Genomic DNA, 24,370 nt, shown 5'->3' with positions numbered 1-24,370 from the left:
CTTGCCTTATGACCGGCGTACCACAACAATTTACCGATTGGTTCGCCTCAAAGGGCTGGCAAATCCATCCGCATCAGCTTGACATGCTGGCGCGCGCGGATGATCCGGCGTTACTGCTCATTGCGCCCACGGGCGGCGGCAAAACACTGGCGGGTTTTCTTCCGACACTGATTGATCTGGCCACTGCGCCACGGGATGGATTGCACACGCTTTATATCTCTCCTCTCAAAGCCCTGGCGGCAGACATAAAGCGCAACCTGACAACCCCTGTGACTGAGATGAACCTGCCCATCCGGGTTGAGGACCGAACAGGTGACACATCGGCCACGCGCAAGAAGCGTCAGCGCGCTGACCCCCCGCATATTCTGCTGACAACACCCGAAAGCCTTGCGTTGCTGACAAGTTACGAGGATGCGCCGCGCATGTTCAAAGGGCTGCGGCGCGTTGTGGTGGATGAGATACACGCACTGGCAGAATCCAAACGTGGCGATCAGTTGATGCTGGCGTTGGGTCGCCTGCAGCGGCTTTGCCCGGACCTGCGCCGGGTGGGTCTGTCTGCGACCGTCGATGATCCGCAGGCCATTGCACAGCTTCTGGCAAAACACCCCGACCCCTGCGAGATTTTGCTGGCCGATCCCGGCCCTGCCCCGGACATCTCCATGCTGACCACGCCCGAGGCGCCGCCTTGGTCGGGCGGCAATGCGGCCTATGCCATTCCGGCGGTGCTGGCGCAGGTCAAGGCGCACAAAACGACGCTGATTTTTCACAATACCCGCGCGCAGGCCGAGATTTTCTTTCACAATCTGTGGCTTGCCAATGAGGACGGACTGCCGATCGGCATCCATCACGGATCGCTGGATCGCCAACAGCGCGAAAAGGTCGAAGCGGCGATGGTGCGGGGCGATCTGCGCGCAATTGTCTGTACCGGCAGTCTTGATCTGGGGATCGACTGGGGCGATGTGGATCTTGTCATACAGATCGGCGCACCCAAGAACGTCAAACGTCTGGTGCAGCGGATCGGACGGGCAAATCACCGCTACAACGCCCCGTCCAAGGCGCTGCTGGTTCCAGCGAACCGGTTTGAAGTTGTCGAATGCCACGCCGCTCTGGATGCGGTTTACGCCGGGCAGCTTGATGGCGAGCCACGCGGACGCGGGCCGCGCGATGTCTTGTGCCAACATATCCTCATCACTGCCTGCGCAGGGCCCTTTGATGCGGATGCGCTTTATGGTGAAGTGATCACCGTCGGGGCCTACGCTGACCTCACCCGCGCAGAATTCGACGCTTGCCTGACGTTCTGTGCAACGGGCGGGTATGCGCTGCGCGCCTATGATCAGTGGCAGCGTCTGATGCAGAATGCTGACGGGTTGTGGCATCTGCGCGACCCGCGCGCGGCGCAGAAAATCCGCATGAACATCGGCACGATACAGGACACGGACACGCTGAAAGTGCGCCTGCAACGCAGCCGTGGCGGCAAACCCTTGGGAGAGATCGAAGAAGGGTTCGCAGCAACGCTGACGCCCGGCGATACCTTTTTGATCGGCGGACAGATCGTGCGCTACGAGGGTTTGCGCGAAATGACAGTTGAGGTCAGCCGCAACGCTGCCAAAAAGCCCAAAGTCGCCACGTTCCTCGGAACAAAATTTGCAACCTCTATGCAACTCAGTGCCCGCGTTGTCGAAATATTTCAGGACACTGACTGGCCCTATTTGCCCGCGCATACAGCCGACTGGCTCGCACTACAACGCAAACGCAGTCAGTTGCCAGCACCGGGGCGTCTGCTGATCGAAAGCTTTCCGCATGACGGGCGCGCGCAGACTGTGGTTTACGGCTTTGCCGGGCGAAACGGGCAACAGACCCTTGGCCTTTTGCTGACCAAACGCATGGAGGAGATGGGGCTCGACCCGTTGGGGTTTGTCGCGACCGATTATGCGACGCTGATCTGGGGGCTGCAACCTGTCACGGACCCCGCACCGCTGTTCGACCTTGAAGCGCTTGAAACCGGGCTGGAGACTTGGCTGGCGGGCAACGCCGTCATGAAGCGGACCTTCCGCGCCAGCGCAACGATTGCCGGGCTGATCCAGCGCAACACACCAACAGCGCGCAAATCAGGCCGGCAAGCGACCTTCAGTTCGGATATTCTCTATGACACATTGCAAAAGTATGATCCGGATCATCTTTTACTGGAAATTACCCACGAGGAAGCCTTGCGCGGCTTGGTCGATTTTGGCCGGATCAAGGAGATGGCGGAGCGCGTTGCAGGTCGCATCGACCATGTAACCCTGCCCCGCGTCAGCCCGCTTTCAGCGCCCATGCTGTTGGAAATGGGTCGCGTTCCCGTCAAGGGCGCGGCTGAGGAACGGCTGCTCGCCGAAGAAGCCGAGCGTCTTATGCACGCCGCGGGTCTGGCACAGATCACACCGCCGCCGAGCGACAAACCGAAATGGCGCGTCGGCTGGTAACCCCTTGCCAAGATCGACCGAGTGCGCGATGGACAAATCATGAACTTTTACGATTTCTCCTTTTGTGGCATTACGCTCAGGGCGATGCCTTCGGGCGCGCTTTTCTGGCCGGACGAGAACCTACTCTGCGTTTCTGATCTTCATCTGGGAAAGTCCGAGCGGGTGGCGCGGCGCAGCGGGCAAACCCTGCCACCTTATGAGACGCGCGACACACTTGCGCGACTAGGGGATGATCTGGCCCAAACCGGTGCCCGGATCGTCATCTGTCTGGGCGATAGTTTTGATGACGTTACGGCCGCTGAAAACCTGACAGAAGAGGATCGCCACTGGCTGATGCGGCTGCAAGCGGGGCGGCACTGGATCTGGATTGAGGGCAATCATGACCCGGGCCCGGTTGAATTTGGCGGGCAGCATGTGCATCAATTGGTGCATAAAGACCTGACCTTTCGCCATATCGCTGACCCCGGTCAACACGCTGAGATTTCCGGGCATTATCATCCCAAAGTTCAGCTTCAGACCAGAGGGCGCATGATTTCACGCCCGGCTTTTCTGGTTGATGACAGACGCCTCGTGATGCCGGCTTACGGGACATATACGGGCGGGCTGCGTACAAATCACCAAGCGCTTGACCAACTGATGGGCCCGCATGCTCTTGCAATTCTGACCGGCCCGGTGCCCACTTGTGTTCCAATGCCACGATAGGACCAGACGATGGATCAAGCAGAATTGGACCGCATTCAACACAGCTTTGAAGCGCAAAGCATGATGCATACCTTAGGCGCGGAACTGGCCAGCGTGCGTACAGCCAATGTGACCATTAAAGCGCCGATTTTACCGGGCAGTCGCCAGCAGCAGGGGTTTGCCCACGCCGGGTTAACCTTTGCCATCGGGGACAGCGCTGCGGGATATGCCGCCCTGACAACCCTGCCCCGTGATCGTGAAGTCGTGACGGCTGAAATGAAAATCAACCTGCTGGCCCCTGCGCTTGGTGATTACCTCATCGCAAAGGGCAGGATCATCAAAGCAGGCCGCCAGCTGATTGTGGTGGCTGCGGATGTCTATGCGGTGACCGGCACGCACGAACGGCATATTGCCGCTCTGCAGGGCACGATGGTGCCGGTTCCCGCGACACCACAGAGTCCGGCTTAAGCGGTCAACCCTTCGGGTTCTTCCAGACCATTTGCACGACAACATGCCGTGACCGTATTGGCCAGCAGGCAGGCGATGGTCATTGGACCCACACCGCCGGGCACAGGCGTGATGGCCCCGGCAACCGCCGCACAGCTGTCGAAGTCCACATCCCCTACCAGACGCGTTTTGCCTTCGCCCTTTTCCGGCGCATCCAGACGATTGATGCCCACGTCAATCACCGTCGCACCGGGTTTGATCCAGTCACCGGGCACCATTTCAGGTCGCCCAACCGCCGCCACGACGATATCGGCGCGCCGCACGACATCCGCGAGGTCCTTGGTGCGGCTATGCGCGATGGTCACAGTGCAGCTGTCACCCAGCAAAAGCTGCGCCATCGGTTTGCCCACGATGTTTGAGCGACCGACAACAACGGCATCCATCCCCGAGAGTGAGCCATGGTAATCGCGTAGCATCATCAGGCAACCCAGTGGCGTGCAGGGCACCATGCTTTTCTGACCCGTGCCCAACAGCCCCACATTTGAGATGTGAAACCCGTCGACGTCCTTTTCTGGCGCAATGGAATTGATCACGAGGTCCTCATCAAGATGCTTTGGCAAGGGCAGCTGCACCAGAATGCCGTGGATTTCAGGATCCTTGTTGAGTTGATCCACAATCGCCAGCAGATCGGCTTCAGACGTGTCCACATCCAGCTTGTGCTCAACTGATTTCATACCGACTTCGGTGGTCTGTTTGCCTTTGGAACGCACATAGACCTGACTTGCCGGGTCTTCCCCGACCAGCACAACGGCCAGCCCAGGTGTGATCCCATGATCGGCCTTGAGGCGCGTTACATGCTCTGCAACCTGCGCACGAACGCGCGCGGCAAAGGCTTTTCCGTCAATGAGTGTAGCTGACATTTCTGATCTTCCTGTTATCTGATAAAATCGACCCGGTGAGCCCAGTTTTGGCCGTCACTGATGATCAGCTCGTCAAAGGCCATCAACTGCAAAAGGTCGTAAAAAGTGGCAACGTATTGCAAGTCTTCCTGTCGGAAATACCCGCCTTGCCTGACGCTTGTCGTAAGCTGTGCAAGGATCGCACGCGCGCGATAGATGGTTGAAAACACGTCGTCATCAAGGGCCACAAGGATAAGCGTATCTGCCCCTTCGCCCTTAGTGAAGAATACGAATCTCGGGCTTTCCGGCGCTTCCAGCTGTGCTTTGGTCAGAACGTTCACAAAATCTATGCGCACGCTTTTGTTTGCACCTTCCGAGCTGCGCACAACCCGGTCAAACGTTTCCGAGGTTGCCACCTCGGGATAGTAATACCCGACATATCGGTCCTCAGCCGCTGCGTCGCCAGCAAGCAACACGGCTGCGACAAAAGCAATCCATCTCATCATTGTGGTTCCTTTCCACTCTCTGAGCGACCAGCCTGCCCGACCTGCGCACTGCGGGCAAGGTAATTTGCCCGCAGCAATCTTTGTGAGATCAGACGATCAGAAAAGCCCTTCAACGTCTCCATCTGCGTTCAGCTTGATTGCCTCAGCCGACGGCACGCGCGGCAGCCCCGGCATGGTCATGATCTCTCCGCAGATGGCGATCACAAAACCAGCACCCGCGCTCAGGCGGACTTCACGCACCGGCACCGAAAAGCCGGTGGGCGCACCGCGCCGCTCAGGGTCCGTGGTAAAGCTGTATTGCGTCTTTGCCATACAGACCGGCAAATTGCCGTAGCCCTGCGCTTCCCAGTCCTTCAACTGGTTGCGCAGTTTTTGATCCATCAGAACCTCATCTGCGCGGTAGATACGCTTGGCGATGGTATCGATTTTGTCAAACAGGCTCATGTCATCGGGGTAGATCGGCGCGAAGTTTGCCATATCCGCATCCGCAATCTCCGCTACCCGTGTCGCCAGTTCCGCAGACCCTTCCGAGCCCAATTCCCAATGGCGCGACAGGATCGCTTCGGACCCGTGTTCTGAAACGAAATCCTTGACCGCCTGCACCTCTGCATCCGTATCCGTCACGAAGTGGTTGATCGCAACCACAACCGGAACACCAAAGGATTTGACGTTTTCGATGTGACGCCCAAGGTTCGGGCAGCCTTTTTTGACGGCATCAACATTTTCCGCACCGAGGTCCGCCTTGGCGACACCTCCATTCATTTTCATCGCCCGCACTGTGGCGACGACAACGACGCAGGACGGCGCAAGGCCAGCCTTGCGGCACTTGATGTTGAGGAACTTTTCCGCCCCGAGATCAGCACCGAAACCCGCTTCGGTCACGACGAAATCCGCCAGCTTGAGCGCTGTCGTCGTCGCGATCACCGAGTTACACCCATGCGCAATATTGGCAAATGGTCCGCCGTGCACAAAGGCAGGGTTGTTTTCAAGCGTCTGCACGAGGTTGGGCTGCATGGCGTCTTTCAGCAGCACCGTCATCGCACCGTCTGCTTTGATGTCACGCGCATAAATCGGTGTGCGGTCGCGGCGGTATGCAACGATCATATCACCGAGACGCTTTTGCAGATCTTCAAGATTATTGGCGAGGCACAGGATCGCCATAACCTCGGATGCCACCGTGATGTCAAAGCCGGCTTCACGCGGGAAGCCGTTTGCCACGCCACCAAGGGAGGCCGTAATGGTGCGCAACGCCCGATCATTCATGTCCAGAACGCGGCGCCATACGACGCGGCGCGTGTCGATTTCCAGCTCATTGCCCCAGTAGATGTGGTTATCAATCATCGCGCTCAGCAGGTTGTGCGCTGAGGTGATCGCGTGGAAATCGCCCGTGAAATGCAGGTTCATTTCTTCCATCGGAACAACCTGCGCATTGCCACCCCCGGCGGCGCCACCCTTCATCCCGAAATTCGGGCCCAGCGACGCTTCACGAATACAGACGGCTGCCTTGCGACCGATCCGGTTGAGACCATCACCAAGACCAACCGTCGTTGTCGTTTTTCCTTCACCGGCAGGCGTCGGGTTAATGGCGGTCACCAGTACCAGTTTGCCATTCTTATTCCCTTGTACGGAATTGATGAAAGACTGCGAAACCTTTGCCTTGTCGTGTCCATAAGGCAGCAGATCGTCACTGGATATGCCCAGCTTTGCGCCGATTTCCTGAATGGGCAGTTTTGTTGCGGCCCGCGCAATTTCGATATCGGTTTTAAAAGCCATGGAATGTCCCCCTGAAAATGCCGATTAGGCTGTGTTCTATGTTCTGCATACAGGGGTGTACCGTCAACGGAGAGTCGCAATTCCGACGTTTTCCACTCATGATGCGGCGACGAAGGCCGCATTCGTTTCTTTTCGGAAACCTGAACTTAGCCTCGTGCATCCCCCAACATCTGCCAAACCGGCTGATCCGGAATGTGCAGACGCACAGAATCCCCGACCTTAACGGAGCCTTCACGCTCAACCCAGGCTGTCACACCACGCCGGTTTTTAGCGGCGGGTTTGAACTTGGGCCCAAGGCCGGGGCGGTCTTTTTCAATCTCCCTGCCGGGGTAAATGCAGGGCCGGTTTTCCATATCGACCGCAAGGCTGGCCCCGCTTTCGACCTGCAACCGTGAGGACGGGGGGACATGGCTAAAGTCTGGGATTCCTTCGATGACCATCGACGCCCCGAGCCATGCAGGATCAATATCAGCCATCCCCATATCCTCGGCAATCGCGTCGAGCTCCTCTTGCGACAATATGGTGAGTTGGCGCACGTTGCGAATTTCGGTGCCCTCAGGATATTGCGCCTTGGTGCGCACGCAGGCAGGCCGTGTCAGCCCACCGTGGCATTCGCCTTCTATCCCGGAAAATTTCAGATCCGCTGAGGGTAGTGTTTCAGATCGCAGTGTTTCCTGTGTGTTGATCACGCGCCCCAGCCAAACGACGCGACCTTGAAACTTTGTCGGCATAAGTGCTGGCATGTGTCAGCCTCCGCTGTTGAGTTTACAGGCACGATGCCGAAACGGCACGCAAAAGAAAAGGCCCCGCATCAGCGAGGCCTTTCTTTTCACACGTTGGTCTGGTCAAACCGAGGGTTCAGGCTCAAGACCACCTTCTGATGGGGGTCTTTTGTTTGCCTTCGCTTTGGGAATAGCGGTAACACTTGTTGTCGCGCCGCTGTCAGGTTTATCTGCCTGATCCGCGGGTGGCACAGGTGGATCACCATTCATAACCCGCTTGATCTCTTCACCGGTCAGTGTCTCGTATTCAAGCAAGCCCTGCGCGAGGCGTTCGAACTCGACCTCGTTTTCCTTGATGATCTTGCTCGCCGATTCATAGCCGTCCTGAATGAAACGCTGCACTTCTTCTTCGATCAGCTCTTTGGTGTTTGCCGAAACCGAGAAGCCCGCTGTGTTGCCCTGATACCCCTCAGCCGCTTCTGAGTAGTCGATATTGCCGACCTTGTCAGACATGCCCCAGCGCAGCACCATTGCACGCGCCAGTGCCGAGGCCTGCATAATATCGCCAGCGGGACCATTCGATACAGAATCCGGACCATACTTGAGGATTTCCGCCGCCTTACCCGCCATCGTCATCGCGAGGCGCTGGTGACATTCGTCCTTGAACATGTTCAGGCGATCAATCTCAGGCAGGCTCATCACCATGCCCAACGCACCGCCGCGTGGAATGATCGTCGCCTTATACACAGGGTCACATTTTGGCAGCTTGATACCGACCAACGCGTGCCCCGCCTCATGATAAGCCGTCATCTCTTTTTGTTCCGCGGTCATGACCATCGACCGGCGCTCCGCGCCCATCATGATCTTGTCCTTTGCCTGCTCGAAATCAATCATCGTGACAAAGCGGCGGCCAACACGCGCGGCACCCAGAGCCGCCTCATTCACGAGGTTTGCCAGATCAGCACCGGAAAATCCGGGCGTACCGCGCGCGATGATGCGCAGATCAACATCCGGACCCAGCGGCGTTTTGCGCGCATGCACACCGAGAATTTTCTCGCGCCCCTTGATGTCGGGATTGCCGACGGTAACCTGACGGTCGAACCGACCCGGACGCAGCAAAGCAGGGTCCAGTACGTCTTTGCGGTTGGTTGCGGCGATGATGATCACGCCTTCGTTTGCCTCAAAGCCATCCATTTCGACCAGAAGCTGGTTCAATGTCTGTTCACGCTCGTCATTACCGCCGCCGTATCCAGCGCCACGATGGCGACCGACAGCGTCAATTTCATCGATGAACACGATGCAAGGCGCGTTTTTCTTGGCCTGCTCGAACATGTCACGGACACGCGAGGCACCCACACCAACGAACATTTCTACAAAATCCGACCCTGAGATCGTAAAGAACGGCACACCTGCCTCGCCCGCGATGGCGCGCGCCAGCAGCGTTTTACCGGTTCCGGGAGGGCCCTCAAGCAATGCACCTTTGGGAATTTTGCCCCCAAGGCGGCTGAATTTCTGCGGGTTGCGCAAGAATTCGACAATTTCTTCCAACTCTTCCTTGGCTTCATCAATGCCTGCGACATCGTCAAACGTGACGCGCCCATGCTTTTCGGTCAGCATCTTGGCCTTGGATTTTCCGAAGCCCATCGCGCCGCCTTTGCCGCCGCCTTGCATCCGGTTCATGAAATAAATCCAGACACCGATCAACAACAGGAAGGGCAGCAGCGACATCAGAAACGTCTGAAAGCCGGATTGCTGCTGCTGCTCCGCACGCACTGACACGTCGTTTGCGATCAATAACTGTGTGATCTCAGCGTCAGATGGCTTGATCGTGACATAGTCTGTCCCGTCTTCCTGACGGAAGCGCACATGCTCCCCATCCAGTGTCACGTTGCTGACATTGCCGGATTCGACCGCTTCAACGAATTCAGAATAGCTGATTTCGCGGCTTTGCATGGTGCTGCCGGGGCCGCTGAACAGGTTGAAAAGCGCCAAGATCAACAGAAATAGTACAACCCAAAAGGCTATATTGCGTGCATTTCCCAAGGAAAGTCTCCTAATACCGTTTGTGGTCTTGATCCGCATGATAAAGCCACACTCTTAAGATAGACGTACCACGGATATGTTCAATGGCCGAATACCCGATCGAAAAGGCAGCCCGGCCTTTTTATCACTTCCGCGCGCCAGGCTGATGTGCTTTGTGCCACGGGTGCGGCGATAAGGACATCGCCCTGCCAGACGGCAGGTGTGGCCAGCAACAGCGTGCGCGGCAGGTCGGTGCCACGCCATTCAGGGCACTGCAGCAGGCCATCTTCGCCTAACGCCCTGATTTCGCTGACTTCTGCGTTTTGATCTCCGAAAATTTGCCACCTGTCGTCCCAAAGCGCTGAGGCATCAGACCTGATGTGCGCCACGGCCTGAAACTCCCTGAAAATCCAGAACGTATCGCCCACCCGGATCAGACGACAGCCCGCTACTGTTGCGCTGTCGCTGGTCTCAGCAGCCGCCAGAGCAGCTGCGAGGGCTTTTTGTCGCGGCGCATGTGATGGTGCGGCGATCCAGTCGATGGCCGCCACCAGCAATCGGCGGGCGATCTCTTGTGGCAAACCTAGAAACCCGGACCAGGGCATTGCCGCTCCACCGCCCCGCAGGCAGACGAGATCACGAACGGCCTGCATCGTCTGGTGTTCAAGAGCGCTGCGCGCCTGCGCCATGTTCCCCGCCACCTGTGCCAGCGACGCGCGATCCACGCCCAGATCCGCCAATGTCGCAAGCGCGCGACGCGCCTTTATCCGCTCAAATTGATCGTCCTCATTGCTCGGATCCTCGCACCACGCCACGCCGCGCCCCCGCAGAAATCCGCGCAATTGCGCGCGCGACATTGCCAACAGCGGCCGGTGCCAACACAGGCCCCGGTCATCGCGCCGCGCCGCCATGGCGCTGAGCCCATCAACGCCGGACGCACGCGCCAGCCCCATCAGCACGGTTTCGGCCTGATCATCCTGCGTGTGACCCAGCGCGATATCCGTAATGCCCTGCCCGCGCGCCCAATCCGCCAGCAGCCGATAGCGCGCCACGCGGGCAGCGTTTTGCGTATTGCCTTTGCCGTTCCAACCCGTCCATTTCAGAGTGACATGTGGCACATCATGCGCGGCGCAATAGGCTGCGACACCTTCCGCCTCGGCAGCGGCCTCGGGCCTCAGCCCATGATCCACGGTTGCACAGGAAAGCGCGATCCTGTTGCGTGCAGCATAGTCGCGCAGCAAGACCAGCAGCGCCATTGAATCGCTTCCCCCCGACACGGCAACGCCAAGAGCTTTTGGGATGTCAGGCGAAAAATGGGCATCGATCTCGCCTTCAGGATCGGACATGATGCGTTACGGACAGGCCAGCGTGCGACGGGCCTCTTCGGCCTGCACCACTGCCGGATCACCTGCGAACCGAATACCCACCTCTGAAAGCGTGACACAGGCCTCGGCGACCTGATTCAACGCACCCAGTGATTTGCCCAGCCGGAAGAGCGCCTGTGGCGCCACCTGCCCTGTTGGTTCTGCGCTGAAACTATCCAGATAGGCGCGCGCTGCTTCGCGTGTGCGCCCCAGCCCTTCGAGCGCCTCACCACGGCCCAGATCAGCGCCCGCCGCCAGAGGACCCCCGGGATAATTCATTGAAAAGGCGGCAAACTGGTCCGCGGCGGATTGATAATTCCCATCTGCCAAGGCGGCCTGCGCGTTTTTAAAATCATCTTCTTCACCGACCGCAAGTTGCGACCCGCCGGGCACAACCCCGGAAGACGCAGGCGGCTGGGGCGCTGCAGTGCCGCCGGTTGTTGGCACCGGGGTGCCCGTGTCGCCGCCAAGCGTGGTGGTTTCCCCCAAGGTGCTGATATCGCCGCCCTCGAGTTCAACCAGACGAAATTCCAGATCGCCAATCCGGTTGGTCCCATCCTCAACGATCCGGTTGACGCGAAACTCCAGCTCTTCCGTTTTCGAGGTCAAACGCTGCATCTCGTTTTCCATCACGGACAACCGATCCAGTACCGTGTCGCCGCCAACGGCCACCGACGGGCCGCCGGTGGTGGAAAGCTCGCGCTTCAAACGCTGCATTTCGACGTAAAGCACCGTGAGTTCCTGCCGGATGTCGGCAAGGGTCTGGTCATCCTGCGCCGCCGCCGGGAGGGGAGCAATCAACAAAGCTACGGCACAGAGTACAACAAAACGCATCGTATTATCCGGACAGGCCGCTGGCCAGAACCGTCACAGCCCGGCGGTTTTTCGCATAGCACTCTTCGCTGCTGCAAATCTCAATCGGGCGTTCCTTGCCGTAGCTGACGGTCTGCAACCGGTTGCCCGCAACCCCGCGCGAAATCAGATATTCGCGCACCGCATTTGCCCGCCGCGCGCCAAGGGCGACGTTATATTCGCGCGTGCCCTGTTCATCTGCGTGACCCTCGATCACCGCCGTGTAATCCGTATTCGCCAGCAGCCACTGCGCCTGACCCTCTACCGTGGTCTGACCGACCGCATTAATCGCGGATTCGTCCACAGAGAACAGCACCCTGTCACCCACGGTCTGATTGAAATACGCGGTAGAGGTCGGATCATTGGCGCTGCCCGGCACAATCGCACCGCCGCCAGCCCCGCCGATGCCACCAGCACCACTGCCGTCGGTACCAAAGCGGCCCGGATCGGTACAGGCCGCCAGCGCAAGCCCCGCCACAAGTAAAAGAATATTCCGTGTAAGTTTCATGCTCTTTGCCTCATTCGGTCAAATGTTATTATTATGCGTGATATTTTATCACATGCGCGCCGCCAATAGAAATTGTTTCGCGCATATCCTTCATCTCTGCAACGGGGACCATGACGGGTCAGACCCCCCTTCGGGCGTGCGCACAGGGCGCAGGTTTCTGCCCGTGATATCCACGGAATAAAGCGTGGCGCGTCCCTGTGCGCCCTGCGTTTCGCGCGAAAACATGATCACGCGACCATTGGGCGACCATGTGGGTCCTTCGTCAAGAAACGAAGCTGTGAGCAAACGCTCTTCTGATCCATCAAGACGCATTACGCCGATATGGAACCGCCCGGCATTTTGTTTGGTGAAGGCAACCAGATCGCCGCGCGGCGACCAGACCGGTGTGCCGTAGCGCCCCGGCCCGAACGAAATACGGCGCGCCTCGCCGCCGCTTGCGGGCATCACATACAATTGCTGTGACCCCGAACGATCACTTTCGAACACGATTTGCGTGCCATCTGGTGAATAGCTCGGTGCCGTCTCAATCGAGGGGGCCGCCGTCAGCCGGGTCGCGGGCCCACCATTTACATTCATCCGGTAAATATCAGTATTCCCGCCCTGGCTGAGCGAAAAGACGATGGTTTCTCCGTCCGGTGCAAAACGCGGTGCAAAGCTCATCGTGCCTTCCTGGCTTTCCAGCGCGCGGCGCTGCACCGAGGTCACATCAAGCACATAGATGCGCGGGAATCCTGTTTCATAGCTGGTGTAAAGCACCCGCTGACCATCTGGCGAAAACCTCGGGGCCAGCACGATCGAACTGCTATCGGTGAGGTATTTCACATTTGCCCCATCGTAATCCATGATCGCCAGCCGTTTTTGACGTGCATCCTTGGTGCCGGTTTCAGAGACATAGACGACGCGGCTGTCGAAATACCCGCCCTCACCCGTGATCCGGCTATAGACCGCATCCGCCACCTTATGCGCCATGCGCCGCCAGCCTTCGGGCGTGGCGGAAAACTGCAACCCATCGCCCATTTCCGCCCCGGAAAACACATCGTAAAGCCGGAATTTCACGTTCAGCTGGTTGCCCTGCACGGCCACTGCACCGGTAATCAGCGCTTGGGCATTGATGGCTTTCCAGTCCGCATATTGGATCGGCGCGGCAAAGCTGCTGACGTTGCTGATAAAAGCGCCCGGTTCAATTTCACGAAACAGCCCGGTGCCTGTCAGGTCGGCAGAAATCACTTCAGTGATCTGTGCCGCCACGCCCGTGGCATCGGCGGTCTCGGCTTCGAAAACCGGCAATGCAAAGGGCAAAGGCTCGATCACGCCTTCCGTGATCTCAATGCGCAGCGGTCCGCTGTTCTGGGCCAGCGCCGGCGCTGTGAAAAGCGATAGAACAGCCAGAATTGCTGTGAATACTCGTATCTGAAAACTCATTTGACCCGCATCCTTTCGGGATTGAATGTCATCTCAATGTCTTGCCATTGGCTGTATTTCTCAACCGGTAAATTGAAGCCGCGCGCGCCACAGCGAATGATTGCACGCCGCGCCGCCTCAAATGCCTGTCTCGCGGCCGCTTCGGAACCACCGGAACTCGACGCCATCCGGATCGACCCGGTGATCGGCCTTCCGTCCTGTGACATCGACACTTCGACCACGACCGTGGTGTTAAGCGCATCCGTTGAAAGTGAACCGACGTTCCAGCAATTGGACACCTCCACCCGCAGCGCATCCTTTTCACCCGCCGACAGCGGCGGGCCTTGCGGCACGGCAGGCGCGGGCGTTTCATTCGACAGCGCCTCTTGCAGGGCGGCGTTCACGGCATCATCCGTTGATGGCGTTTCTGGTTCGGCGGGCGGTGCCACGGCAGTGCGCACGGGCGCTTCGGGTCGCCGCGCGGGCGGGCGTTGTGATTGCTCGGGCGCCCGCGCGGGGCGGTCGGCTTCGGTCACGATCTCGGTCGCGGCGGCCTCCGGTGCGGTCGCATCTGCGGGGTCCTGCGTTTCGTCCCCTGTGGCATCCGGCGCGACCGCGTCGCGCTCAACAGGGTCGGGCAAGGCTTCGGGCGCAGGCGGGGCAAAGGCTTCGGGGGCCACACGTTCTGCGGCTTGGGGCACAGGAGTGTCGCTGATGTCAGGCGCCAGAACGGCGATGTCCGCCTCGGGCTGATCGAGAACAGGCGCTTGATCCGAGATGTCGGCGCGCGGGGGCAAGGGTTCAATCTCGGACACATCCGGCGGCGTTTCCGCCTCCGGCGTGAGGGTCGCCTGCGGGGTCGTCAGATCGGTCTGATCTTCTGGCTGATCCGGCACTTGCGGTGCGTCCGGCACCACGGAGGGTGTCGCAGGTTGCGCAATCTCTGTCACGGATTGCGGCGGTTGCACCGCAGCGACCAGTGCGGCGTATTCAGCGCTGGAAACGACCGACACATCAGTGGTCTGGGACGGCAAAGGTTCAGCGGCAAAGACATCGCCAAACGCCATCCAGCCCAGCAAAACGAGATGTCCCGCCCCTGAGATATAGTGACCGGTGTGCACCGCGCGCCTACCGATCTGCCCCGTCGGCAGCCCCGTCGCGCCCATCGAGCGTTGGGCCACCAATATCCGTCACCAAACCGATGTTGGAAAATCCACCGGCGTTCAAGGCCCCCATCACTTCCATGACGCGCAGATAAGGCACCGAGCCATCGGCACGTAAAAACACCCTGTCCGAGGTCCGCTCCGCCGCGATGGCGCGCAGTTTCGGGATCAGTTCGTTGCCTGCCGTCTCAGTGGTCTGGATTTGAATGGATCCTTCCGCCGTGATCGTAACGGTCAGGGGTTCCTCTTGGTCCGTGGGCAATGCGCCTGCGGCCGTCTTTGGCAGTTCAACCGGCACGCCGACTGTCAGCAGCGGTGCGGCAACCATAAAGATGATCAACAGCACCAGCATTACATCGACGAATGGCGTTACGTTGATCTCAGACATGGGCTGCGCGCGCGTGGTCCGCCTGCGCCGCTTGGTGCTGCCGCCCGGTTTCTGGAGAACATTGGCACCCATGGCTCAACTGTCCAACTGGCGGCTGAGGATGGTTGCGAACTCATCGGCAAAGGACTCGTAACCTGCGAGAATACGGTCTGCATCCGCACTGAGCTTGTTGTAATAAATCACCGCCGGGATGGCCGCGAACAGCCCCAGACCCGTGGCGAGCAATGCCTCGGCGATACCGGGCGCGACAACGGCGAGGTTGGTGTTCTGCTGCTCTGCAATCTCGATAAAAGCGTTCATGATCCCGATGACAGTCCCGAATAGGCCAATGAACGGCGTGGACGACCCGATGGTGGCCAAGACCGTCAGGCCATCGCGCAGATGCTCGGATTCCTTGTTGATCGCCACATCCATGGAGCGGTCGATCCGCTGCGTCGCCCCTGCGATCAGCCCGCCGTCATCGTGATGCGAGCGTTGCCATTCCATCATCCCGGCGGCGAATATCTTTTCCGTACCGCCCGAAGGGGCCGGGCCGACCTCTTCGAACAGACCGTCCAGCGGCTCGCCCGACCAGAAGGCGCGATCAAAAACCGCCGCTTCATGGCGCGTCTTACGATAGAGGATCAGCTTTATCACGATCACCGACCACGCCCAGAACGAGGCCACAATCAGCATGATCATAACTAGTTTTACGACTATTGTTGCGCGCGCGAATAATCCGAAGAATGAGAAATCAATCTCATGCGCCATAGCCAGCGTTTCTGCTTCCATATGCCTGCTCTTTGCCCAATACACCCGGGGTCGATTGTTTCGACCTCCATTGATGCCAAGTCTAGCCCAGCCTTGTGCAGAAAGCTATCACTATGGTGTTATCGCCCATCACATAGGGGCAGTGAGCGGAGATTTGCTGGCAATCTCGTGGGCTTACCCCCCGGCCCGATGCACACAATCGTCACCTTTGCCGCAAACAACAGCGTCTCGTCGCGCCAAACGTCCTGCGACATCACCATACGAGCGGGCGTCAGCTGCGTCATTTCAGTGCGCACCGTCAGCCGGTCATCAAAGGTTGCCGGGACGATGTAATCCGCCTCGACCCGCCTGACGGCGAAAACAACGCCTGCGGCTTTCATCTCAAGCTGGTCGATGCCGATCTCGCGCACCCAGTCGCTGCGCGCGCGTTCAATATAGCGCAGGTAATTGGCGTAATAGACGATCCCGGCCATATCCGTATCTTCGTAATAGACGCGGATGGGAAAGCTGTGGCTCATTGTGACAGCCCCACGCGTGCCGCGAGCCGAAGCGCATGGCTGGCGTCCGACGATGCCACCGGCAGAACAGGATCATAGGCCGCACGGATAAGCCCGGCGATATCCGGGCGCAGAATGGTCTTCTCGCCCGCTACCGCCAAGGGTGAGCGGTCTTTGAAGGCCATGTCCGACCACAATAAAACCGATTGCACTATCTGACTGAGCGCGAGGGTTTCAGCAGGCACAGCGCTCAGGTTTTCTTCCATCCGCAGGAAAACGAAACAGGCCTTGATCCCGCCGTCAGTGTCAAAGTGGAAAATACGGTATTGGTTCGCATCCGCCTGTTTGAGGCGCGCCAGCAACGGCCCCAGATCGGGCACCAGTCGATCGAGCCCCGGCACCTCCGGCAACTCGTCCCAGTCGCGAAAGAAAAACATCATCAGGTTGCTGCCAAGCTCGGGGTCCGTCTCGGCCATCTTGTGCCCCGATAGCGCCATGACCGCCTCAAGCGCGCCCTTGATCACGGACAGTGTTTCATCCGTCACACCAAAAACAACAGGCGCAATGGGCCGCCCCCACCGGGCAAAGGTGAACTGACCCGCGCTGCGCGTAAAAAGCGCTTCGATCTCGCTGGCATCCATCATAACGGCTGCTGTCTCCTGCTTGGCGGCACGCGCAGGCGCCGCTTATCCCCCAAACAAATCCGTCTGGGCGCGCGGCGCGTCAAGGCCCAGATGCGTCCAACCCTTTTGCGCCAACATGCGCCCGCGCGGCGTGCGCTGGATCAACCCCTGCTGCAACAGGAAGGGTTCGATGACCTCTTCGAGCGCATCGCGGCTTTCGCTGAGGGCCGCGCTCATCGTTTCAATGCCCACGGGTCCGCCCGCGTAATTCTCGGCGATCAGCCGCAAATAGCGCCGGTCCGCACCATCAAGTCCCAGATGATCCACGCCCAGCCGGTTCAGCGCCATATCCGCAAGCTCGCGCGTGACACGCCCATCGCCCTCGACGACCGCGAAATCGACGACGCGGCGTAGCAATCGCCCTGCAATCCGGGGCGTACCGCGGGCCCGGCGCGCAATTTCACGCGCGCCACCCTGATCTGCCGGGGCCCCAAGTTTGCGCGCATTCCGCTCCACGATAATGAAAAGCTCGTCTTCGGTGTAAAACTGCAACCGCGTGGGGATGCCAAATCGGTCGCGCAACGGCGTCGTCAGCAGCCCCATCCGCGTGGTCGCGCCCACAAGTGTGAAGGGCTGCAGTTCGATCCGCACCGTGCGCGCGGCAGGACCCTCCCCGATGACCAGATCAAGTTCGAAGTCTTCGAGGGCGGGGTAAAGCACTTCTTCGACGGCGGGGTTGAGCCTGTGGATTTCATCGATAAAGAGCACATCGCGTTTTTCCAGATTGGTCAGGATCGCCGCAAGGTCGCCCGCCTTGGCCAGCACCGGGCCGCTGGTCATGCGAAACCCAACACCCAATTCGCGCGCCATGATCTGTGCCAGTGTCGTCTTGCCCAATCCCGGCGGACCGTGAAATAGCGTATGATCCATCGCCTCACCCCGTTGCCGTGCAGAAGCAATGAACACCTTGAGGTTGGCGCGCACGTCGGCCTGCCCCACGAATTCGTCCAGCACTTGCGGGCGCAGGGCGCGATCATGATCCTCGGGCAGAGGGTCAGGGCGTACCGTCGGGTCAATATCGCTCATGAATTATCCTGCATCTGGTCGCAGCCTATCCTTTGGGTGCGAGCCGTTTCAATGCCGCCCGGATCAGATCAGGCGTTTCTGCCTCAGGCATCTCGCCTGCCGCCTCAGCCACAGCGCCCGCCGCGTCCCCCGGACCATAGCCCAGATTGGACAGGGCTGACAGAGCCTCGGCCTGTGCCGATGGGTTTTGCAACACCGGGGCTGGCGTGGCCGTCGTTTCAATGACCGTGTCTGTGGCATCAGCGCTTGCGATGGCTTGCGTGTCGCGCATGCCCATGACGCTTGGTGCTTTGTCCTTGAGGTCAAGAACGACGCGTTGCGCGATTTTTGGGCCGACCCCCTTGGCCGCCTTGACCGCGTTCCAATCGCCGAGAGCGATGGCCCGGCTGACGCCATCCGCCCCGAGGGTGCCGAGGATTGCAAGCGACGCCTTGGCCCCGACCCCCTGTACGGAGGTCAGCAATCGATGCCATTCCTTTTCCGTGAGCGTGGTGAAACCAAAAAGCTGCATCACGTCCTCGCGCACCAGCAGGTCCGTATATAACGCGACGACCTCGCCCACACCCGGCAGAGCCGCCAATGTACGTTCCGAGCAAAAGACCAGATACCCGACGCCGCGCACATCTATCAGCACGTGATCCGTTGTGCGATATTCAAGACGGCCTGTGATCTTGCCAATCATGCGGTTGCCTTTGCAATTGCGGCGCCCAAACCAGCCGCTCCCCCGTGGTGTGCGTGACAGATGGCAATCGCCAAAGCATCCGCCGCATCCGGGCTTTTGATCTCTGCACCGGGCAATTGCAAGCGCACCATATGCAACACCTGTCCCTTGTCCGCGTGACCAACCCCCACCACCGTCTTCTTGATCTTGTTAGGCGCGTATTCACCAACGCGCAGGCCTGCCTGTGCCGGCACCAGCATCGCAATCCCGCGCGCCTGACCCAGCTTGAGCGTCCCGGCACCATCCTTGTTGACGAATGTCTGCTCGACCGCAGCCTCATCCGGCGCAAACTTCAAGACCACGGCCGTGAGTTGCTCATGCAAAGACAGCAGGCGATCTGACAATTCAGTTCCGACCGAGACACAAACCCCATTGGCCACATGCGCGATTCGACTGCCGGAAAGTTCAATGACGCCCCAGCCGAGGTTTCGTAGCCCCGGATCAATGCCAATTACCCGTGTCATAAATGCTGTCCTGCTCTTTTTATTCGTTTTTTATGCATTAGCACGAAAGGCGAACATGCGCCAAGCGGTTCCTTTTTCAAACCCTCGCGGTCGGTTTTCCGGCTTGCCGCGAATTTTAGGTCAAAAAGCGCCGTCAAATGGTTGGTTTCCGACACATACGCTGCATCATTTTTTGTTTGTTTACTTTAGGTTAACCGAAATCAAGACCTATGCGGAAATTGCATACCGCCCATGCGCTTTCTCACCTTGCTGAAAATTCGGGCAGACCCTATCTGCCTCTCACAACACACCGGCATGACCGGTCAACTCAGATAGATATAAGGACGGCTACAATGGCTACTTTTGACACCACCCGCACCACATACGGCTCCGCCACAGCATCGAGCCGTTTCTTTGCCACCATCAGCGCAGCAATCGCAACAGTTGTTTCATGGAACGACGCGCGCGTCACACGCAACGCTCTGTCCGGTTTGACAGATCGTGAACTGGAAGACATCGGCCTGAGCCGCTCAGACATCGACGCGGTCGCAGAGAACACAATGATCCGCTAAATGAGTGCCTGTCTCGCACCGCGCGTGTGAAACGATAGGTCTCAAAGAATATAAGCCGCGTTTTCCTGCATCGGAAAACGCGGCTTTTTTACACTGGACCACCTAAAACAGGCTTTCCGTTACTCGTTACACAGCATCAGGCGCGGGCCTGCCACTGATCACTAACCGACTGTAGCCAGAAGAAATGTCGCGACTTTTTGCGACACCGGGTCTGCTTGCATGACCCAGGCGCAGACCTTTTCGAAAGTATTGCCTGAGGCGAGTGTATCGATACGGCCCTGATATGTTGCCGGGCCGATCACAGCGACCGCCATCGCCTTGAATGCAACAAACCCGAAAGCCACCGCGACACCAAAGCGAACCATCAGACCAGAGCGTTCTGCCTTGGGGGCAATCGTTATCAACCCATCCGGATTGACCCCGGCCACATACCCGTTTGCCAGCGCGCGATGCTTGCGTTCAAGGGTATCCAGTCGTCTTTCAAATTGAGTGAATGTGTCAGACATCCCACTCTCCCACTGACCAAGCCCCCACCCGATCAATGAAGAAGATGCTCATAAATTATGGAAAATTCAAGATAAACTGGCCATTTTCGGCAAAGTATCAGGCGAATTCAGCCATTTCTACTTAGAGTAAGCGTTGTCCAGTCAACAATCTCTTCGCGATGGTCTAGATTGAACCCGGATTGTACATAAACGTCGATGACACCATCCGCCTGTTCGTTAAGAATACCCGATAGAATTGCGTGACCACCGGGCGCGATATTGATTGCCATGTCCGGGGCCAGCGCAACCAGCGGTCCCTTGAGGATATTCGCAAACACGAGATCGAAGGGGGCTGCTGCGCGCAGAATGGGGTGATCAAACCCGGCGGCCTCGACACAGACGACCCGCCCTGTGAGTTCGTTGGCCTTGATGTTGCTATTGGCCACATCAACCGCAACTTCATCAATGTCGCTGGCGAGCACAGGGTTTTTCCAAATCCGCGCAGCCGCCATCGCCAGCACGGCGGTGCCACAGCCGATGTCCGCCACGTTTTTGCCTGAAAACCCGCTGTTGTCCAATCGATCGAGTGCGCGCAGGCAGCCCAGCGTCGTGCCGTGGTGCCCCGTGCCAAAGGCCATCGCCGCCTCGATCAGCAAAGGTTCCGTATCGGGCGGCACATTCTCTGCGTCATGGCTGCCATAGACAAAAAAACGGCCCGCCCGCACAGGTGCCAGCTCGCGCCGCACATGGGCGACCCAATCGGTTTCGGGCAGCTGTGATATCACAAAAGGCTTGGCATCCAATGCGGTCGACAGCAACAGCAAGGACGTCTCATCGGGCGGTTCGGTGAAATAACCGCCCACTTCCCACAGGCCCGAGCCATCCTCGACCTCAAAGACACCAATGCCCGTGGGTTCAGGCTGCAAACCTTCCATCGCAAGACCCAAGTTTTCGGCGGCATCCTTGCCGCGCAGTGTTGTGAGGGCAGTAAAAGTTGGCATCAGCGTCTCCGGTATCGATCAGGGTTCGGGTAGGGCCGCAGCGCTGCGACGTCAAGCGCCCGTTTGCGCGCCCCTTCCAGCCCCGCGACGTATCGCCATCCCCAAAAACAGGCCAGCGTTCCAACCAGCATGCTGGCCAGAGCCTGCCCGTAGATCACACCCGACGCCCCGAAATAGATGGCGAGAAGCGCTGCCGCCGGCCATCCGATTGCTGCTTCCTTGGACCAGTTCAGCAGCGTGGAGCGGGCTGGCTTGCCAAGGCTGTTAAAGGCGGCATTGCACACAAACAGCGGACCCACAAAGATAAACCCGCCGACCCCTACGATACTGAAGGCGCGCAATACGTCCGCACCCTGCCCGGTCAACCCGAAGAGCGCGCTGACGTAAGGCGTTGCCCAGAAAAGAGCCAACCACATTGTCAGCGTATACATCAGGCAGAAAATCAACGCGTCGCGATAGGTCGAGCGAAGCCGTGCGTAATACCCCGCACCGTAATTCTGGCCAAAGATACCACCGATCGCGCCAGACAATGCAAAGATACCGCCAAAAACCACAACGGTAAGCCGCCCGACGACCGCCCATGCTGCCACAGCGTCATCCCCGAAAGGGGCCATGATCATGGTCAGCAAATAGTTTCCGACGGGTGTGGCCATCTGGGTGGCGATGGCGGGCACGGCGATGGCAAGGTATACGGGCAAAACGGTGCGCAACGCCGTCAGATCAGGCCGCGCAATCAGCTTGTTTTGCCATGCGGCAAAATAGAGCCCCAGAAGCATCAAGGCCACCCGAAACAGCAACAGACCAATTGCCGCACCATCAAGCCCCCAGCCCAACCAGATGATCAGCACCGGGTCGATTACCATCAGCAAAGCCCCCGAAAGCAGGGTGATATACATCGCCTTGGCCCCGAACCCTTCGGCGCGCAGCACGCCCGATGCAATCAATCCGATGGCCATCAGCACCAGCGAGGGCATTGTGATCAGCAGATACCGCGCGGCCATGGCCGCCGTTTCACCAGTGGCCCCTGCCAGCGCCAGCAAATCGTGCCGAAGCACGATGACCAGCGTGGCCACAACGGCCTGAATGACCGCCGCCGTGACCATGGCCGCCCCCGCCTGCGTCCGCGCCTTTTCGCGGTTCCCCTCTCCGATGCTGCGCGACACCATGGCGGTGGACGCGATCATCAACCCCACGCCCGAGGACACCGAAAAGAACTGGATCGCAAAGGCAAACCCGATGGCCGCAACGAGTCTGGGGTCTCCCAGTTGCGCAATCCAGACCAGATTGGCCGCATCCACAAGAAAAACGAACGTAATGCCAAAGGCCCCTGTGGCCGTCATGCGCACAACATGCCCCATCGTCGATCCCGTGAGGAACCGACCTTCGCTCATTCTGCCGGTGCGGGGATGCCACGCGCGAAAATGGTTTCAAACCCTTTTTCGGGATGGCGCGGGATCATCATGGCAAGGGCAAAGGACACCGCCGCCATGACCGCCGCAAGAAAGAACACCGCCGCCGGGGACCATAGCCACAGCAGACCAAAAGACACCGGCAGAAAGACCGCCGCGATATGGTTGATGGTAAAGGCAACAGCTGCAGTCGGCGCGATATCACCGGGATCTGCGATTTTCTGAAAGTAGGTTTTCAGCGCCAGCGCCAGACCAAAGAAGATATGATCCAGCACATAAAGCGTCGCCGCCACTGCCACGCCCCAGCTGAAATAATAAACGCCGCCATAACACAGAAACACCAGCACCAGACCGATGTATTCAAACCCAAGCGTGCGCCGTTCGCCAAAATAACCCACCGCACGGCCCAGCAAAGGGGCGACCATTATGTTGATCACAAGGTTGATAAGGTACAGCAGCGTGATTTCATGTACATCATAGCCGAATTTTTCGACCATCATGAAACCCGCAAAAACCACAAAAATCTGACGCCGCGCCCCCGACATGAACTGCAGCGCGTAATAGAGCCAGTATCGTTTGCGCAGCACCATTTTCTTGATCTGCGGATTAGGCGCTTCAAACTGCGGATAGGCCAGCATCGCGAAGACGGCCAAAGCGACGGTAATGCCGCCGCCCGCCATATAGACTGTATTGTAGGACAGACCCAATGTATCCCACAGCGCCATGATCGCCAGATAGGCAAGCAAAGTCGCCCCTGATCCTGCCGCGAGCAGCCAGCCGAGGATACGCGGCGCTTCCTGTTTGCTCAGCCATTGCAGTTGCAGGGATTGATTGACGGTCTCGTAATAGTGAAAGCCGATCGAACTCAGCATGGTGATGGCCAGAATGCCGCCCATGGAAGGGAACCATGCGGTAACCGCAGTGGCAACGCCGAGCAAGATCAACGAAACAAGGCCCAGCACCTGCTCGCGCATGAAAATGATGATCGCGATGACCCCAACCGCCAGAAATCCCGGAATCTCGCGGACCGTGTGCAAAAGCCCGATATCCGAACCATCGAAATCGGCGGCTTCAATCACAAAGTTGTTCAGCAATGCAGACCACGTATTGAACGCAATCGGCATCGCAAAGGCCATCAGGAACAGCAAGGCGATCGGCCGTCGCCACAGCGGTAGATGGTGTGCATCTGCAAGGGGAACATAGCGGGCCATACCCGTTGCTTAGTCCTTTTGTGGACCTTTGACGAGGCACAATTTTGCACCCCGCCATAGGCCACCAAGGTCTATTTCATTGCTCTTACCGTGCAGAAGACGCGACGTTGCCGTGCCAATCCTCGATATCGGACTGTTGCGCCGGGCCTTGCGATACACTGATCAAAGTCAGGGCCATGAGTATCCCGGCGACCGCCGCCAATGTGCCCTGCCGTGGCAAAGACAGGCGCGAGTTTGACCAAGGGGCGGTGTGAGTCCTGTGTTCTGTGGTCTGATAAGCCATTTCATTTCTCCTGATGCGCACAGTGGTCGGACTGACCTGTGCTTCTGATCAAGAGATATGCGCGGATGAACGATAAGCAAAACGAATGTTTATGATGCATT

Annotated in this window: 26 protein-coding genes; 4 read left to right on the top strand and 22 right to left on the bottom strand. The window is 58.7% G+C overall.

The features are described from left to right. Positions 1-8 precede the first annotated feature (8 nt). From RLO149_RS06025 to RLO149_RS06015, 3 genes are read left to right on the top strand one after another with little or no spacing between them, the layout of a single operon-like run. On the top strand, positions 9-2,462 hold the full coding sequence (locus tag RLO149_RS06025; protein WP_013961191.1) for a ligase-associated DNA damage response DEXH box helicase: 2,454 nt from the start codon (positions 9-11) through the stop codon (positions 2,460-2,462). Between the two features lie 39 nt (positions 2,463-2,501). Further along, positions 2,502-3,164, top strand: a complete 663-nt coding sequence (pdeM, locus tag RLO149_RS06020) for a ligase-associated DNA damage response endonuclease PdeM (RefSeq protein ID WP_013961190.1) — start codon at positions 2,502-2,504, stop codon at positions 3,162-3,164. Between the two features lie 9 nt (positions 3,165-3,173). Further along, complete coding sequence (locus RLO149_RS06015; RefSeq protein ID WP_013961189.1) at positions 3,174-3,611, top strand: PaaI family thioesterase; 438 nt, start codon at positions 3,174-3,176, stop codon at positions 3,609-3,611. Here the strand turns inward: RLO149_RS06015 and folD are convergent. The 17 genes from folD to ruvC all read right to left on the bottom strand — a co-directional run bounded on the left by folD (position 3,608) and on the right by ruvC (position 19,329). Further along, complete coding sequence (gene folD / locus RLO149_RS06010; protein ID WP_013961188.1) at positions 3,608-4,510, bottom strand: bifunctional methylenetetrahydrofolate dehydrogenase/methenyltetrahydrofolate cyclohydrolase FolD; 903 nt, start codon at positions 4,508-4,510, stop codon at positions 3,608-3,610. The genes RLO149_RS06015 and folD overlap by 4 nt on opposite strands. 14 nt (positions 4,511-4,524) lie before the next feature. Beyond that, positions 4,525-4,995: a hypothetical protein gene (locus RLO149_RS06005; protein WP_013961187.1), complete on the bottom strand. Its 471-nt coding sequence runs from the start codon at positions 4,993-4,995 to the stop codon at positions 4,525-4,527. A 96-nt stretch (positions 4,996-5,091) separates the two neighbouring features. After that, complete coding sequence (locus RLO149_RS06000) at positions 5,092-6,768, bottom strand: formate--tetrahydrofolate ligase (RefSeq protein WP_013961186.1); 1,677 nt, start codon at positions 6,766-6,768, stop codon at positions 5,092-5,094. 146 nt (positions 6,769-6,914) lie between these two features. After that, positions 6,915-7,511, bottom strand: coding sequence for an MOSC domain-containing protein (locus RLO149_RS05995; RefSeq protein ID WP_013961185.1), 597 nt, complete (start codon positions 7,509-7,511; stop codon positions 6,915-6,917). 102 nt (positions 7,512-7,613) lie between these two features. Continuing rightward, the gene (gene ftsH, locus RLO149_RS05990; protein ID WP_044025232.1) at positions 7,614-9,533 is read right to left on the bottom strand and encodes an ATP-dependent zinc metalloprotease FtsH; all 1,920 of its coding nucleotides are present in this window, start codon (positions 9,531-9,533) and stop codon (positions 7,614-7,616) included. A gap of 80 nt (positions 9,534-9,613) precedes the next feature. Beyond that, the gene (gene tilS, locus RLO149_RS05985) at positions 9,614-10,858 is read right to left on the bottom strand and encodes a tRNA lysidine(34) synthetase TilS (RefSeq protein ID WP_044025231.1); all 1,245 of its coding nucleotides are present in this window, start codon (positions 10,856-10,858) and stop codon (positions 9,614-9,616) included. Between the two features lie 6 nt (positions 10,859-10,864). Further along, positions 10,865-11,710 (bottom strand): tol-pal system protein YbgF, encoded by an 846-nt coding sequence (ybgF, locus tag RLO149_RS05980; protein ID WP_013961182.1) that lies wholly within the window; start codon positions 11,708-11,710, stop codon positions 10,865-10,867. A gap of 4 nt (positions 11,711-11,714) precedes the next feature. Further along, positions 11,715-12,236, bottom strand: a complete 522-nt coding sequence (gene pal / locus RLO149_RS05975) for a peptidoglycan-associated lipoprotein Pal (protein WP_013961181.1) — start codon at positions 12,234-12,236, stop codon at positions 11,715-11,717. A 90-nt stretch (positions 12,237-12,326) separates the two neighbouring features. Next, entirely contained in the window at positions 12,327-13,658 is a 1,332-nt protein-coding gene (tolB, locus tag RLO149_RS05970) for a Tol-Pal system beta propeller repeat protein TolB (protein ID WP_013961180.1), read from the bottom strand. Continuing rightward, positions 13,655-14,803 (bottom strand): hypothetical protein, encoded by a 1,149-nt coding sequence (locus RLO149_RS05965; protein ID WP_013961179.1) that lies wholly within the window; start codon positions 14,801-14,803, stop codon positions 13,655-13,657. The genes tolB and RLO149_RS05965 overlap by 4 nt, the downstream gene beginning before the upstream one ends. Next, on the bottom strand, positions 14,766-15,260 hold the full coding sequence (tolR, locus tag RLO149_RS05960) for a protein TolR (RefSeq protein ID WP_013961178.1): 495 nt from the start codon (positions 15,258-15,260) through the stop codon (positions 14,766-14,768). The genes RLO149_RS05965 and tolR overlap by 38 nt, the downstream gene beginning before the upstream one ends. A 3-nt stretch (positions 15,261-15,263) precedes the next feature. After that, entirely contained in the window at positions 15,264-15,959 is a 696-nt protein-coding gene (gene tolQ / locus RLO149_RS05955) for a protein TolQ (RefSeq protein ID WP_013961177.1), read from the bottom strand. 98 nt (positions 15,960-16,057) lie between these two features. Continuing rightward, positions 16,058-16,456, bottom strand: a complete 399-nt coding sequence (gene ybgC / locus RLO149_RS05950; protein ID WP_013961176.1) for a tol-pal system-associated acyl-CoA thioesterase — start codon at positions 16,454-16,456, stop codon at positions 16,058-16,060. Beyond that, the gene (locus RLO149_RS05945) at positions 16,453-17,079 is read right to left on the bottom strand and encodes a hypothetical protein (RefSeq protein WP_013961175.1); all 627 of its coding nucleotides are present in this window, start codon (positions 17,077-17,079) and stop codon (positions 16,453-16,455) included. Before RLO149_RS05945 ends, ybgC begins: the two co-directional genes overlap by 4 nt. A 42-nt stretch (positions 17,080-17,121) precedes the next feature. Further along, on the bottom strand, positions 17,122-18,144 hold the full coding sequence (gene ruvB, locus RLO149_RS05940) for a Holliday junction branch migration DNA helicase RuvB (protein ID WP_013961174.1): 1,023 nt from the start codon (positions 18,142-18,144) through the stop codon (positions 17,122-17,124). A 25-nt stretch (positions 18,145-18,169) separates the two neighbouring features. Next, positions 18,170-18,826: a Holliday junction branch migration protein RuvA gene (gene ruvA, locus RLO149_RS05935; protein ID WP_013961173.1), complete on the bottom strand. Its 657-nt coding sequence runs from the start codon at positions 18,824-18,826 to the stop codon at positions 18,170-18,172. Further along, positions 18,823-19,329 carry a crossover junction endodeoxyribonuclease RuvC gene (gene ruvC / locus RLO149_RS05930; protein WP_013961172.1) on the bottom strand — a complete coding sequence of 169 codons (507 nt, stop codon included), beginning with the start codon at positions 19,327-19,329 and terminating at the stop codon, positions 18,823-18,825. Before ruvC ends, ruvA begins: the two co-directional genes overlap by 4 nt. Before the next feature lie 332 nt (positions 19,330-19,661). Between ruvC and RLO149_RS05925 the strand changes: the two genes are divergently transcribed. Then, positions 19,662-19,880 carry a DUF1127 domain-containing protein gene (locus RLO149_RS05925; RefSeq protein ID WP_044025230.1) on the top strand — a complete coding sequence of 73 codons (219 nt, stop codon included), beginning with the start codon at positions 19,662-19,664 and terminating at the stop codon, positions 19,878-19,880. A 161-nt stretch (positions 19,881-20,041) separates the two neighbouring features. Here the strand turns inward: RLO149_RS05925 and RLO149_RS05920 are convergent, their stop codons facing one another. From RLO149_RS05920 to RLO149_RS05900, 5 genes are all read right to left on the bottom strand, one after another. Then, positions 20,042-20,386 (bottom strand): hypothetical protein, encoded by a 345-nt coding sequence (locus RLO149_RS05920; RefSeq protein ID WP_013961170.1) that lies wholly within the window; start codon positions 20,384-20,386, stop codon positions 20,042-20,044. A 107-nt stretch (positions 20,387-20,493) separates the two neighbouring features. Beyond that, positions 20,494-21,366, bottom strand: a complete 873-nt coding sequence (locus RLO149_RS05915; RefSeq protein WP_013961169.1) for a 50S ribosomal protein L11 methyltransferase — start codon at positions 21,364-21,366, stop codon at positions 20,494-20,496. Further along, the gene (locus RLO149_RS05910) at positions 21,366-22,757 is read right to left on the bottom strand and encodes an MATE family efflux transporter (protein WP_245538130.1); all 1,392 of its coding nucleotides are present in this window, start codon (positions 22,755-22,757) and stop codon (positions 21,366-21,368) included. Before RLO149_RS05910 ends, RLO149_RS05915 begins: the two co-directional genes overlap by 1 nt. After that, positions 22,754-23,986, bottom strand: coding sequence for an MFS transporter (locus RLO149_RS05905; RefSeq protein WP_013961167.1), 1,233 nt, complete (start codon positions 23,984-23,986; stop codon positions 22,754-22,756). The genes RLO149_RS05910 and RLO149_RS05905 overlap by 4 nt, the downstream gene beginning before the upstream one ends. A gap of 85 nt (positions 23,987-24,071) precedes the next feature. After that, on the bottom strand, positions 24,072-24,269 hold the full coding sequence (locus tag RLO149_RS05900) for a hypothetical protein (RefSeq protein ID WP_013961166.1): 198 nt from the start codon (positions 24,267-24,269) through the stop codon (positions 24,072-24,074). Positions 24,270-24,370: the final 101 nt, after the last annotated feature.

The organism is Roseobacter litoralis Och 149, from assembly GCF_000154785.2.
Lineage (GTDB): Bacteria > Pseudomonadota > Alphaproteobacteria > Rhodobacterales > Rhodobacteraceae > Roseobacter > Roseobacter litoralis.
Note: the sequence above shows the minus strand (reverse complement) of the source record. Positions and strands in the feature narration are given on the sequence as shown.

What these genes read in the sequence shown, in the direction of transcription:
- RLO149_RS06025 (WP_013961191.1), top strand. Translation starts at nt 9, where the DNA reads ATGACCGGCGTACCACAACAATTTACCGATTGGTTCGCCTCAAAGGGC.
- pdeM (WP_013961190.1), top strand. Translation starts at nt 2,502, where the DNA reads ATGAACTTTTACGATTTCTCCTTTTGTGGCATTACGCTCAGGGCGATG.
- RLO149_RS06015 (WP_013961189.1), top strand. Translation starts at nt 3,174, where the DNA reads ATGGATCAAGCAGAATTGGACCGCATTCAACACAGCTTTGAAGCGCAA.
- folD (WP_013961188.1), bottom strand. Translation starts at nt 4,510, where the DNA reads ATGTCAGCTACACTCATTGACGGAAAAGCCTTTGCCGCGCGCGTTCGT.
- RLO149_RS06005 (WP_013961187.1), bottom strand. Translation starts at nt 4,995, where the DNA reads ATGATGAGATGGATTGCTTTTGTCGCAGCCGTGTTGCTTGCTGGCGAC.
- RLO149_RS06000 (WP_013961186.1), bottom strand. Translation starts at nt 6,768, where the DNA reads ATGGCTTTTAAAACCGATATCGAAATTGCGCGGGCCGCAACAAAACTG.
- RLO149_RS05995 (WP_013961185.1), bottom strand. Translation starts at nt 7,511, where the DNA reads ATGCCAGCACTTATGCCGACAAAGTTTCAAGGTCGCGTCGTTTGGCTG.
- tilS (WP_044025231.1), bottom strand. Translation starts at nt 10,858, where the DNA reads ATGTCCGATCCTGAAGGCGAGATCGATGCCCATTTTTCGCCTGACATC.
- ybgF (WP_013961182.1), bottom strand. Translation starts at nt 11,710, where the DNA reads ATGCGTTTTGTTGTACTCTGTGCCGTAGCTTTGTTGATTGCTCCCCTC.
- pal (WP_013961181.1), bottom strand. Translation starts at nt 12,236, where the DNA reads ATGAAACTTACACGGAATATTCTTTTACTTGTGGCGGGGCTTGCGCTG.
- tolB (WP_013961180.1), bottom strand. Translation starts at nt 13,658, where the DNA reads ATGAGTTTTCAGATACGAGTATTCACAGCAATTCTGGCTGTTCTATCG.
- RLO149_RS05965 (WP_013961179.1), bottom strand. Translation starts at nt 14,803, where the DNA reads ATGGGCGCGACGGGGCTGCCGACGGGGCAGATCGGTAGGCGCGCGGTG.
- tolR (WP_013961178.1), bottom strand. Translation starts at nt 15,260, where the DNA reads ATGGGTGCCAATGTTCTCCAGAAACCGGGCGGCAGCACCAAGCGGCGC.
- tolQ (WP_013961177.1), bottom strand. Translation starts at nt 15,959, where the DNA reads ATGGAAGCAGAAACGCTGGCTATGGCGCATGAGATTGATTTCTCATTC.
- ybgC (WP_013961176.1), bottom strand. Translation starts at nt 16,456, where the DNA reads ATGAGCCACAGCTTTCCCATCCGCGTCTATTACGAAGATACGGATATG.
- RLO149_RS05945 (WP_013961175.1), bottom strand. Translation starts at nt 17,079, where the DNA reads ATGATGGATGCCAGCGAGATCGAAGCGCTTTTTACGCGCAGCGCGGGT.
- ruvB (WP_013961174.1), bottom strand. Translation starts at nt 18,144, where the DNA reads ATGAGCGATATTGACCCGACGGTACGCCCTGACCCTCTGCCCGAGGAT.
- ruvA (WP_013961173.1), bottom strand. Translation starts at nt 18,826, where the DNA reads ATGATTGGCAAGATCACAGGCCGTCTTGAATATCGCACAACGGATCAC.
- ruvC (WP_013961172.1), bottom strand. Translation starts at nt 19,329, where the DNA reads ATGACACGGGTAATTGGCATTGATCCGGGGCTACGAAACCTCGGCTGG.
- RLO149_RS05925 (WP_044025230.1), top strand. Translation starts at nt 19,662, where the DNA reads ATGGCTACTTTTGACACCACCCGCACCACATACGGCTCCGCCACAGCA.
- RLO149_RS05920 (WP_013961170.1), bottom strand. Translation starts at nt 20,386, where the DNA reads ATGTCTGACACATTCACTCAATTTGAAAGACGACTGGATACCCTTGAA.
- RLO149_RS05915 (WP_013961169.1), bottom strand. Translation starts at nt 21,366, where the DNA reads ATGCCAACTTTTACTGCCCTCACAACACTGCGCGGCAAGGATGCCGCC.
- RLO149_RS05910 (WP_245538130.1), bottom strand. Translation starts at nt 22,757, where the DNA reads ATGAGCGAAGGTCGGTTCCTCACGGGATCGACGATGGGGCATGTTGTG.
- RLO149_RS05905 (WP_013961167.1), bottom strand. Translation starts at nt 23,986, where the DNA reads ATGGCCCGCTATGTTCCCCTTGCAGATGCACACCATCTACCGCTGTGG.
- RLO149_RS05900 (WP_013961166.1), bottom strand. Translation starts at nt 24,269, where the DNA reads ATGGCTTATCAGACCACAGAACACAGGACTCACACCGCCCCTTGGTCA.